The following is an 11921-nucleotide window of genomic DNA, read 5'->3' as shown; positions in this document are numbered from 1 at the left end:
CGTTTTATATTGTGCTTATGCAACTCTAATAATAGAACATAAAGGTTGAACTATGGAAAACACTGGAATCTGGGTGACGGTGGTCATCATCATTTTCGTCATAGGGTCGATTTTCGGGTTGCGCGTGAGCCCCCGAGAAAAAGCCTTGGGCCTGATGCGTGACAAAGCCCGTAAAATGGGTTTGCATCCACGTCTGGTGGTGGCACCGGACTGGACCAAAATCCCGAAGGCGACTGAAAGTCGTGCCAGTATGGTCGCGTACTACAGTGTGCTGATGCCAGATGCGCGTTTGCCCTTGATGCGCGCCCGTGTTGTCGATAATAAACTCGAAATCGTGCAGGGTGATGAGAAATTTAAAGATTTTCCCATTGCATTAAAAGGCATTTATGCTATTGATATGCAGGCCAACTGTGTCGGCATGTACTGGGATGAAGAAGCTGATTTAAGAGCGACCCAACTCGACGACATCAAAGCACTGTTACACGCTTTGGCTGAACTTTAATTTAGAAATAAACAGGATTAACGGTTAATTATGGCGAACGCTCCTCGGTCCACATCAAAAAGCAGCACAGCGAAGTCTCCCGACGCTGGAAGCAAGCGTGCCCTAGTGATTGTGGAGTCGCCTGCAAAAGCGAAAACAATCAATAAGTACCTTGGTCCGAACTACATCGTAAAATCATCGGTGGGTCATGTGCGTGACTTACCGACTGGCGGTTCTGCAAAATCGACAGAGAAAAAACCAGCGACACGTACCAAACTGACGGATGCAGAAAAAGCTGAAAAATCACAGAATGCGTTGATTAACCGCATGGGTGTCGATCCGGAACATGACTGGAAAGCCAAATACGAAGTCCTTCCTGGCAAAGAACATGTGGTTGCCGAACTGAAAAAACTGGCATCGCAAGTCGATGAAGTCTATCTGGCAACGGATATGGACAGGGAAGGAGAGGCGATTGCCTGGCATTTAAAAGAAGTCATCGGCGGTGATGATTCGCGTTATCAGCGTGTGGTCTTTAATGAAATTACCAAAAATGCGATTCAGGATGCCTTTAAGCATCCGTCACGTCTGGATACCAATAAAGTCAATGCGCAGCAGGCACGCCGTTTCCTGGATCGTGTCGTGGGCTTTATGATTTCGCCATTGCTTTGGGAAAAGATTGCGCGTGGTCTGTCAGCCGGTCGTGTACAGTCGGTTGCGGTGAAGCTAGTGGTCGAGCGTGAACGTGAAATTCGTGCCTTCATTCCTGAAGAATACTGGCAGGTGTTTGCCGATACCAAATCGAAAAAAGATGATATTCGTCTCGAAGCGGTCAAGCAAAATGGCAAGACGCTCAAGCTGCGCAACAAAGCCGAAACTGATGCCTTATTAAACCTGATCAAAGATGCGGATTATACGGTTTCTGCACGTGAAGATAAGCCAACCAAGGTTAATCCAAGTGCGCCGTATATCACGTCAACGCTACAACAGGCAGCCAGTACCCGTCTCGGTTTTTCTGTGAAGAAAACCATGATGCTGGCGCAGCGTCTGTATGAAGCCGGCTTCATTACCTATATGCGTACCGACTCGACCTTCTTGAGTGATGATGCGGTGAATATGGTGCGTGGTCATATCGAATCCGAGTTTGGCGAGAAGTATTTGCCTGCCAAGCCGAACCGTTATGGCAATAAAGCCGGTGCGCAAGAAGCGCATGAGGCGATTCGTCCATCTATGGTTGGCTTAAAAGGCGACAGTCTGGTGGGTGTTGAGCGTGATGCACAGCGTCTGTATGACCTGATCTGGCGCCAGTTTGTTGCCTGTCAGATGACTCCGGCAGAATATCTGTCTTCTACCATTTTGGTGGATGCCAATGGCGTAGAACTGAAAGCCAAAGGCCGTACCTTGGTCTTTGATGGCTTTACCCGCGTGCGTGGTGCCAATAAAGCCGATGACGATATTTTATTGCCTGCGGTCAAAGTCGGTGAAGTGCTTAAACTTGAGAAACTTGATCCATCTCAACATTTCACCAAGCCACCGGCACGTTTTACTGAAGCCTCACTGGTGAAAGAACTCGAGAAAAAAGGCATTGGCCGTCCATCGACCTATGCTGCGATTATCTCGACCATTCAGGATCGTGGTTATGTGAAACTGGATAACCGTCGTCTCTATGCCGAGAAGATGGGTGAGATCGTTACCGATCGTCTGGATGAAAATTTTAGTAATCTGATGAACTATGCCTTTACCGCAGATCTTGAAGGTCAGCTGGATAAAGTAGCAGATGGTGAGCGTAACTGGAAAGAGTTATTAGACAGCTTCTATGGCGATTTTAAGCAACGTTTGACTACGGCGCAGGGTGAGAACGGTATGCGCCGCAATCAGCCTGTAGAAGTGGATGCAGTACACTGTAAAGAATGTGACCGTCCAATGCAGATTCGTACCGGAACCACAGGCGTATTCTTGGGTTGTTCAGGCTATAACCTACCGCCGAAAGAGCGTTGTAAAGGAACCTTGAACCTGACACCAGTTGAGTCTCTGGCTGCATTGTCTGATGATGAGGCTGCGGAAACTGCTGACCTGATGTCGAAGAAGCGTTGTCCGATCTGTGAAACTGCCATGGACAGCTATGTGATTGATGGCGGCCGTAAACTGCATATCTGTGGGAATAACCCGGACTGTAGTGGTTTTGAACTTGAAGAAGGTGAGTTCAAAATTAAAGGCTATGATGGCCCGAGTATCCCATGCGACAAGTGTGATGGTGAAATGCAGCTGAAGACGGGTCGTTTTGGTCCGTATTTTGCCTGTACCAGCTGTGACAATACCCGTAAAGTCTTAAAGAGCGGTCAGCCTGCGCCTCCACGTGTGGATCCGATCAAGATGGAGCATTTACGTTCTGCCAAGCATGACGATTTCTTTGTACTGCGTGACGGTGCAGCCGGTTTATTCCTGGCGGCAAGCAAGTTCCCGAAAGTGCGTGAAACCCGTGCACCGAAAGTGGCCGAGATTCGTTCTGTTGCCGACCAGCTTGATCCAAAGTATCAGTTTATCTTGCAGGCACCTGATGTGGACCCGGAAGGGAATCCAACTCTGGTAAAATTTAGCCGTAAGAACCAGTCACAATATATTGGTTCGGAAACTGCAGAAGGCAAGCAAACCAAATGGTCTCTGGTTTATCAGGACGGAAAATGGGTTGAAGCCTAAACTCTAAGATTCAAAAAAATGCTGACGAAAGTCGGCATTTTTTATGTCAGAATCATGTATATAAAAAATTAAAAATAATATCTTGGGGTGGATGTGGATATTCAGACAAAAAAGTTCGCTGTATTAATCGATGCGGATAATTCTTCTATCAACGCGATTTCATCGGTATTGGAGGAAGTTGCGAAATATGGAATTGCCAGTGTCAAACGTGTGTATGGGGACTGGAGCAGCGAAACTTTAAAGAAATGGCGAGATGTACTCCTTCCTCATGCCATCACTCCGGTACAACAATTCGCTTATACCAAGGGTAAAGATGCGACGGATATGATCCTGATCATTGATGCTATGGATTTACTTTATGCAGGTGCATTAGATGGATTTTGTATTGTATCCAGTGATAGTGATTTCACGCCCTTAGCTTCACGTATTCGTGAAAATGGTCTAACTGTGTATGGCTTTGGCAAAAAAGCTACGCCTGAAGCATTTAAGAAAGCCTGTGACAAGTTCATTTATATCGAAAATTTACTTGTAGATAGTGAAATCAAGCAACAGGAAGATGATGAACTTTCTAATGTTTCCCAAAAGAAAGTATTAAGCTCTGACAAATCTCTTGATCATAAAATTTTGCCTCAGCCTAAGGAAAATTCGAATCTTCCTGAAACGATGGATCGAGCTACGCTGAATCTGATTTATAAAGCCGTAAAAGATAACGCAGATGAAAATGGATGGGCATATCTTGGCTTAGTCGGAACATATATAAATACAGTAAAGCCAGATTTTGATACTCGAAATTACGGATTTGACAAGCTATCTGGCTTAGTAAAAGCCTTAGGAGTATTTGAAACAAAAATGCAAGGTAGCCAAATGTATTTAAGAAAGAGTAGTTTTAGCTCGTTTATCAGGCTTATTCAAAAAGCTATTTATCATTACTCGGAGACTAATGATTGGGTTGAGGTTAAAGACGTTATCAAATATTTAAAGCAAACTGATTTGAATATTAGAAACTACGAAGAAGCTATTGATTCAATTCATTCAGGGTGGCTTGATTTTAAACAGGATGGTGAAATGAAATTTATCAAAGTTAACAAAGTCATAGTTTGATGCTCAACAGTTCGATAGGCGTTTAATAACCATGTGGAAAAAGATTCGGATTCTGATTTTATTAATCATCTTATTGATTGTCGCAGTTAATGCCTATCGTGATCAAAACCAGAACTGGTCAAAGCCAATTATTGTTTTGCTGCATCCGATTAATGCCGATGGATTACCGACCACACAGCAATATATCCAGCAACTGTCGAGGCAGGACTTGAATGGAGCAAGGGAATATCTGGAAAAAACAGCTCAGCAGTATCGCGGACAGCCGACTTATTTTTATTTTAATTTAGGCCGTGAGCTTCAAGTTCTACCACCCAAAGTCCCTGAGCAGGCTTCGCTCATCAATACAGTTTTATGGAGTTTAAAATTCCGGTTCTATGCTTGGAAACAACAACAGAGTTCAGATCCTTCAGCCAATGTGACTTTATTTTTAAATTACTATGATCCTGCGCAGACCAAGCAATTAAAGCATTCAACCGCCTTGCAAAAAGGCCGGATTGGTTCGGTGAATCTATTTGCATCCAAGCAACAGACTGAACAGAATAAAATTGTATTGGTGCATGAATTACTGCATGCCTTTGGCGCCTCGGATAAATATGATTTAGCGACAGGCCAACCGATTTATCCGCTGGGTTATGCATTTCCAGATCAGCAACCCTTATTTCCGCAAGCCAGGGCGGAGCTGATGGCAGGATATATTCCGGTTTCTCAAACCACCAGTAAAATGCCAGAATCTTTAAATCAAACCTTAGTTAATGAGATAACTGCAATTGAACTGGGCTGGAAATAAAGACTTGTGGATAGTGCTGGATTTATCCACAATTTAGACTTCATTTGTGGATAAAAGATCACACCATGCCGCTCACCTTTGTGCTTGCTCCTGACTCGTTTAAAGAAAGTATGTCTGCTGCACAGGCTTGTCAGGCCATGCAACGCGGTATCCAGAACGTCATTCCGGATGCCTATATCATTCATGTGCCAATGGCTGATGGCGGTGAAGGCACGGTCGATGCATTGATTTCAAGTTTAAAGGGGCAAAGTATTGCATGTGAAGTGACCGGACCACTGCCTGAGCAACGTATTCAGACCTATTGGGGTTTGGTTGATGCAGGTCAAACTGCTGTGATTGAAATGGCCAAAGCCAATGGCATACATTTGCTTGCAGCAGAAAAGCGTAACCCGATGCTGACTACAACCTATGGCACAGGAGAAATGATCAAACGGGCGCTGGACTTGGGAGTGAAAAAAATCATTGTCGGTTTAGGTGGCAGTGTCACCAATGATGCGGGTGCGGGCATGGCGCAAGCATTGGGTGTGCGGTTTTTAAATCATGCGGGAGAGTCAATTCAGGTCTGTGGTGGAAACTTAGAACTGGTCAAATCAATGGATCTATCCGAACTGGATCCACGTTTAGCAGATACTGAAATACTCATTGCATCGGATGTCAATAATCCGTTGTGTGGGCCAAGTGGTGCCTCTTATATCTTTGGCCCACAGAAAGGGGCAATGCCTGAAATGGTCAAGCAACTGGATCAAAACTTTGGGTATTTTGCCGATGTAGTCGCTGGGCAGTTTGGCCGTGATTATCGTCATGTTGCAGGGGCTGGTGCTGCCGGTGGACTGGGTTTTGGTTTAATGGCATTCACTGCTGCCTCTATTCGGTCCGGGGTGGAACTGATGATTGAACAGGTTCAACTGAATGAGAAAATAGCGCAAGCAGATTATGTCCTGACCGGTGAAGGTAAAATTGATAGTCAAACATCTTTGGGCAAAACCCCTTTTGGGGTAGCACAGCTCGCCAGGCAATTTAATAAACCGGTAATCGCTTTTGCTGGTCTAATCGGTGAAGGAATTGAGGATTTGTTTGAGTCAGGATTTAGCCAGATTGTTGGGATTAATCCGCCAGATTGTCCTTTAGAGGAAGCCTTAAAAAATGCAGAAATGAACTTGGAGAAAGCTGTCGCTGAGATAGTTAAAAATCTTTTGACAGAGTGAAAGTATTTCTCTCTCCTGTAATCCAGCACGCCCTGTCGTTAGCTAATATCAAATCAGGAAATAAAATTGGAGACAGTTTCAGGACAACTGAAAAGCCATAATTCTGGAAGCGATCTGTTAAACTACATACATCCACAAAATGATGAGTGAAAATGAGTTTAGCCACCCTGATTGATGAATTAAATCCCCAACAAAAGCAAGCAGCGACTACAGAAGCAAAACACAGTTTGGTGCTGGCCGGGGCAGGTTGTGGCAAAACCAAAACCATCGTGGCACGCGCAGCTTACTTGATTGAACAGGGCGTGCCTGCCAACCAGATTCAAATTCTGACCTTTACCCGCCGGGCAGCCAGTGAAATTGTGGCGCGTGTCGAACTTGCACTCGGTGGACAAGCCAAGGGGCTGCGAGCCTCGACCTTTCATACCTTCTGTATGTATCTGCTGCGCCGTATTCCGAAAGCTTTTGGCCTTGAACAGTTTTCGATTATTGATCGTGATGACCAGCTGATGATGTTTCGCCTGATTCGCGGTCGTGATGACAAGAAAAACCCAAATCATTTACCTAAGCCTCAGGAACTATGTGACCTGTATTCTTTTGCACGGAATACCCGGCAAAAACTTAGTCTGGCACTGGAAAAACAGATACCGGAATATCTGGCTCTCAAAGACCAGATTGCCGAAATCATGAAAGAATATGAGACACGTAAGCAAGCGCGAAGTTTTCTGGATTATGACGATATTCTGGCGGTAGTAGCTACGGCGCTGGCACAGTCCGAAGGTCTGGTCGACTATGTCGCTTCAATCTGTCGGCATATGCTGGTCGATGAAATGCAGGATACCAATCCATTGCAATGGGCTTTGCTGGAGCCACTGAAAGACCGGATCAGCCTGTTCTGTGTCGGTGATGATGCGCAGTCGATTTATGGCTTTCGTGGTGCAGACTTTGAAAATATTCACCATTTCAAAGAACGTGTGCCAGATGCGCAGATTTTTAAATTAGAAAAAAACTACCGCTCAACCCAGGAAATTCTGGATCTGTCCAACTGGCTGCTCGATCAGTCTGAAATCAAATATGACAAACGTCTGGAAGCGTATCGCGGAGAAGGTGTAAAGCCGCGCATGCATATTTTCCCGAATGAGTTTGATGAAGCCAAATGGATCGCGATTGATATTAAAGAGCGTCATTATCTGCAAGGTAGTAAGTGGGGCGAGCATATGGTGCTGGTTCGTTCCAGCTTTGCCGCGCGGCACATTGAAGCGGCCTGTATTGCAGCCAATGTACCTTATCGCTTTATTGGTGGTATGAAGCTGCTGGAAACGGCGCATGTCAAAGATTTGCTCAGCATGCTGCGGGTGGTCGCTAATCCATTGGATGATATTGCGTGGATGCGTTTCTTAACCCTGTGGAATGGTGTGGGTGATGTGGGTGCCAGCAAGCTATCGCAGCAGTTATTGGCTGAACCGGAAATGGATCAGATTGCAAAGAAATTAGAACAGTTTGGCAAGATACCGCTAGAAACCATTCTGATCATGCAGCAGATGAATGTGCTCAAAGGCGAAGTGCAAGCCTGTGTCGGTCTGGCGATTCAGGCGATTGAATCTCAATTGGCAGAAAACTATAAAAAGGATTGGCCACGTCGCCAAAGTGATTTTGAACTGGTCAAACAGCTGGCGTCCAAGCATTCACAGCTGAGTGAATTTTTAGAGGAATATGTACTGGATCCGGTGTCAATCTCGGAAATCGAGCGCCAGTCGGATCATGATGTGGTGACCTTAATCACCATTCACTCGGCCAAAGGCACCGAGCAGAATGTCTGTTATGTAGCCAATGTGACGCCGGGGAATTATCCGCATGCGCGTGCTCAAGGTGATTTTGATGATGTCGAAGAAGAACGTCGTGTGCTCTATGTAGCACTGACCCGGGCAAAAAATGAATTAATTCTGACCAAACAGAACCTGAATCATTGGGCGCGGGAAACGGTCGATGAGCAGGGGCGTAAAGTCGAAAGTTATTTCCTGAATGATCTCACCCGGCATTTATGCACCACGGAAACCCATTACAAAACCCGGCAGCAAACTGTAAAAAGTGCCTTGATTGAACGCAAGTCGATTAATTTAGATTTTGGGATTGATCTCGATTAAACTATAGCAAAGTTGTTTCATGCAAAAAGTAGAGTAGGCGCGTGCTTTTTGATATTTTTTGCCTATCTTCTTAAGGTTGTAAGATGAAAATTTTAGTTCGTAATTTAGAACGTACGGTCACAGAAGCCGAATTACTGAAACTGTTCCAGGAATATGGCACAGTGGAGACCTGTACTTTGGTGCTTGATGCATCAACAGGCAAATCAAAAGGTTTTGCTTTTGTAGAAATGCCACATGGCCGTGAAGCAGTCAAAGCCATTAAAGGCCTGAACACTTTACGCCTGCACGGACATGGGATCCGCGTGAAAGCCGCAGAAGATAAGCCTCAGGCTTAAACTCAAAAAAGGAGCACTTGATAGGCTCCTTTTTTATGGTCGAAATTTAGCATTGCCGTAGCTGTTCAATCAGCTCAATGCTCTGAATTTCAATGCTGGATGGATTCAGTCTAAACATCTTTTGATTGCGAAATGCAGGCGAACCTTTTACTTTATAAAAGCCAAAATTTGTTTTAAACCTTAGGAAATCTCGATGACCCGTGTTGCTCGCTATCATGCGGACCGTACCAATCAAAAACTGTATTTCGCCCGTCTATCCTGCCAGCAAGCAGAGCAAACCGAACATGTACAACAGGCTCAGGCACAACGTGAAGCAACTGTGTTTCATTTGCATGGTGCTTTGTTAGCATTTTTACAGGAACTGGTGCGTTACTATCGCCTGAATGATCCTCATCCGACGCTAAAATCGATCGAAGAATTGATGGCGGCCAAAGGCCAAATTTCGCCAGAAGTGGCGGTGCTGCAACATTTATCCAAGAGTGGTTTCATTGCTGAACTGAAACGCGCTTACCGTCTGTGCCAGTATGCGCCCGAACCAAGTACCCCAGAACCTGAAGACGAAACCTCCTCAAATCTCATCATTAAAGTCACACAGTCTCCACAAGCATGGTTACCTGATACTGCTATATTGAGGGAGTGGCATCGTGACCTGACGCAATTAATTGATGGTTTTCGTAATGAGATGATTGAATTTTAATCGGATCGGTCGTACTTGAAATTATAATTTTTAACCCTATATCAATTACTCTAATGATGCAAAGTGCATTCAGCTCTTTGCCACCATGTTGAACATGGAGGATATATGTCTATAGAACAGTTGAAAGATCTATTTGGTAATCAAGACGCGATTTTAGAACTCGTTCAACTTGAAGGTGGCGCGTTGGCTCTACGCAATGCAGGCTCACATAAACAGCCTTTGGTCATGATTCAATTTAATGATGAGGTGAAAGCTTTACTTGGAGAGCAGACGCCCGTGATTGCGCAACAGATGATTCAGGCAGCACTCTATGGTTTGCTGGAACAGCAGGTCAATGAATGGCAGGCTGAAGTTGTGGATGAAGAACCAAAGTATATGAGTTAATCGTTGAAATTTATTTAGAAAGCACACTATCGGTGTGCTTTTTGAGTTTTATAGGTTATTAAATTGGGCAGATTTTAAGTATCACAAAAACGTTCATTTAAAATGAAGATGAAAAATCAGTATTTTAAAATTTAAGTCGTGAGCAGTCTGAAGCCAGTGTGTTAATAAAATATTTGGCTCAGAGATATATTGATGTACATAAAAAAAGTTGCCAGATCCGGCAACTTTTTTATTCAGTGTTTATTCAAAGAAAAACTTTAATGAGAAGGCGTATGCTGATGCGCGATCTCAATCTGATTCAAAATATGATTGCTCATATTTTTCGCCATTTCTTCTTTGGCATAATAAACCGCACCGACATTATCCCGACGAATGGCTTCAGCTTCTTCCTTGCTTTCTGCACAGACCAGTACCTGAATTTGTGGATTCAAGGTCTTGGCAATGTCCACGATTTTATGAATATCGATAATATCCATAGGAGAGATAACCAGTAAGCGCGCATGTTGAATATGTGCTTGAATCAGTACGCCAGCCTCAGTGGCTACGCCAGACACTGCAGCAATGCCTTTTTCACGTAGGTTTTCGACGATGTCACGGTTTTCTTCGGCAATCACCACCTTAATGTTTTCTTCCATCAATGAGCGGGTAATGCGACGTCCCACCTCACCATGGCCAATAATGACCACCTGATCGCGCAGGTAATCCTGTGAGACTTCATCCGGTAACATTGCCAAAGGGTCACCACTGCGTTCCAGTAAGCGGGCCAGAGTCGAGCGTTCCCGAATCCATTTCTGTACCGGCTCAATCGCGGAAAAGATAAAGGAGTTAAGCGTAATCGAAATTAAGGCACCTGCCAGAATCAGGTTTTGACCTTCCAGCGAAAGCAGATTGAGCGAAACACCGAGTGCAGCCAAAATAAAGGAGAACTCACCAATCTGTGCCAGAGAAGCACCGACGGTCAAAGCGGTATTGATCGGATAACGGAAGAACAGCACCAGTGCCATCGCGGCAATAGTTTTACCAATCATGATAATCCCGACCACGGCCAGTACATGTAAAGGCTGTTCCAGCAGGATGCGCGGATCAAACAGCATGCCGACGGAGACAAAGAATAAAATCGAGAAAATTTCACGCAGTGGCAAGGTTTCTTCTTCGGCACGATGACTGAAATCAGATTCTTTCACCACCATCCCGGCAAAGAAAGCACCCAGTGCCATCGACACGCCAAAGATCTTATAGGCACCAAAGGCAATCGAGACGGCAGCAGCCACCACTGTTAAGGTAAACAGCTCACGTGAACCCAGACGTGCCACCACCTGTATGATCATCGGAATCAAGCGTTTACCAATAATCAGCATGAAGGCAATAAAGCCTGCGACTTTAAGTAAGGTAATCCCTAAGGTAAGCCAGATATTCTCATCGCTTGCGCCTTCCAGCGCCTGCCCACCTAAAAGTACCGCAGTGGCAGGTAACAGTACCAGCGCCAAGACCATAACCAGATCTTCGACCAGCAACCAGCCAACAGCAATCCGGCCATTGATCGAATCGAGCAGGCCACGATCACCAAGGGCTTTGAGTAGAACCACGGTACTGGCACAGGACAGGCTTAGGCCGAAGACCAGCGCTGAACCAAAGCTCCAGCCCCACAGCATCGAAACTCCGACTCCGAGCAAGGTGGCAACTGCAATCTGTAAAATCGCACCAGGCAGGGCAATCCGGCGTACCTGCATCAGATCGTTCAGGGAAAAATGCATTCCGACGCCAAACATCAGGAACATGACGCCTAATTCTGCCAACTGGTTGGCCAGATGAATATCACCGACCACACCGGGCGTGTGGGGACTAATCAGAATGCCGGCAATGAGATAGCCGATCAAAGGGGGGAGACGTAGCCGTGCAGCGAGATAGCCAAAGACCAAAGCTAAGCCAAAACCAACAGCCAGTAATATAATGAGCTCTACGTCATGTGGCACTAAATACTCCTTTAGCTAGGTTTGCTGGGAAATAAGCACAAAAAGTGCCAAAACATGCAGAAAGTTTATCAAGCCGGATAAAAAAAGTGCAAAAAAAAACGACCCGCGAAGGTCGTTTTTTTA

10 protein-coding genes are annotated in these 11921 nt (G+C 45.2%); 9 read left to right on the top strand and 1 reads right to left on the bottom strand.

The window, feature by feature from the left end; translation table 11 throughout:
• Positions 1 to 52: 52 nt before the first annotated feature.
• The 9 genes from MTX11_RS02520 to MTX11_RS02480 all read left to right on the top strand — a co-directional run bounded on the left by MTX11_RS02520 (position 53) and on the right by MTX11_RS02480 (position 9825).
• Positions 53 to 502: a hypothetical protein gene (locus MTX11_RS02520; protein WP_004647398.1), complete on the top strand. Its 450-nt coding sequence runs from the start codon at positions 53 to 55 to the stop codon at positions 500 to 502.
• A 30-nt stretch (positions 503 to 532) separates the two neighbouring features.
• Positions 533 to 3175: a type I DNA topoisomerase gene (topA, locus tag MTX11_RS02515; protein ID WP_004278474.1), complete on the top strand. Its 2643-nt coding sequence runs from the start codon at positions 533 to 535 to the stop codon at positions 3173 to 3175.
• 93 nt (positions 3176 to 3268) lie between these two features.
• Positions 3269 to 4276, top strand: a complete 1008-nt coding sequence (locus MTX11_RS02510; RefSeq protein ID WP_114541278.1) for an NYN domain-containing protein — start codon at positions 3269 to 3271, stop codon at positions 4274 to 4276.
• A gap of 31 nt (positions 4277 to 4307) precedes the next feature.
• The gene (locus MTX11_RS02505; protein WP_180037976.1) at positions 4308 to 5063 is read left to right on the top strand and encodes a hypothetical protein; all 756 of its coding nucleotides are present in this window, start codon (positions 4308 to 4310) and stop codon (positions 5061 to 5063) included.
• Positions 5064 to 5128: 65 nt separating this feature from the next.
• Positions 5129 to 6268, top strand: a complete 1140-nt coding sequence (locus tag MTX11_RS02500) for a glycerate kinase (RefSeq protein WP_243474267.1) — start codon at positions 5129 to 5131, stop codon at positions 6266 to 6268.
• Positions 6269 to 6420: 152 nt separating this feature from the next.
• Positions 6421 to 8409, top strand: coding sequence for an ATP-dependent helicase (locus tag MTX11_RS02495; RefSeq protein ID WP_243474266.1), 1989 nt, complete (start codon positions 6421 to 6423; stop codon positions 8407 to 8409).
• A gap of 83 nt (positions 8410 to 8492) precedes the next feature.
• Positions 8493 to 8744, top strand: a complete 252-nt coding sequence (locus MTX11_RS02490; RefSeq protein ID WP_004647405.1) for an RNA recognition motif domain-containing protein — start codon at positions 8493 to 8495, stop codon at positions 8742 to 8744.
• A gap of 193 nt (positions 8745 to 8937) precedes the next feature.
• Positions 8938 to 9441 (top strand): DUF6586 family protein, encoded by a 504-nt coding sequence (locus tag MTX11_RS02485; protein ID WP_004278463.1) that lies wholly within the window; start codon positions 8938 to 8940, stop codon positions 9439 to 9441.
• Positions 9442 to 9546: 105 nt separating this feature from the next.
• Positions 9547 to 9825, top strand: coding sequence for a hypothetical protein (locus MTX11_RS02480; RefSeq protein ID WP_004278462.1), 279 nt, complete (start codon positions 9547 to 9549; stop codon positions 9823 to 9825).
• 257 nt (positions 9826 to 10082) lie between these two features.
• On the opposite strand, the gene MTX11_RS02475 is transcribed toward MTX11_RS02480, so the two are convergent.
• A complete protein-coding gene (locus MTX11_RS02475) occupies positions 10083 to 11798 on the bottom strand; it encodes a cation:proton antiporter (RefSeq protein ID WP_005107946.1) in 1716 nt (571 codons plus the stop codon).
• Between the last annotated feature and the right edge of the window lie 123 nt (positions 11799 to 11921).

The organism is Acinetobacter lwoffii (assembly GCF_022809915.1).
In the GTDB taxonomy this organism is placed as follows: domain Bacteria; phylum Pseudomonadota; class Gammaproteobacteria; order Pseudomonadales; family Moraxellaceae; genus Acinetobacter; species Acinetobacter lwoffii_M.
This window is presented reverse-complemented; position numbering and strand designations above follow the sequence as displayed.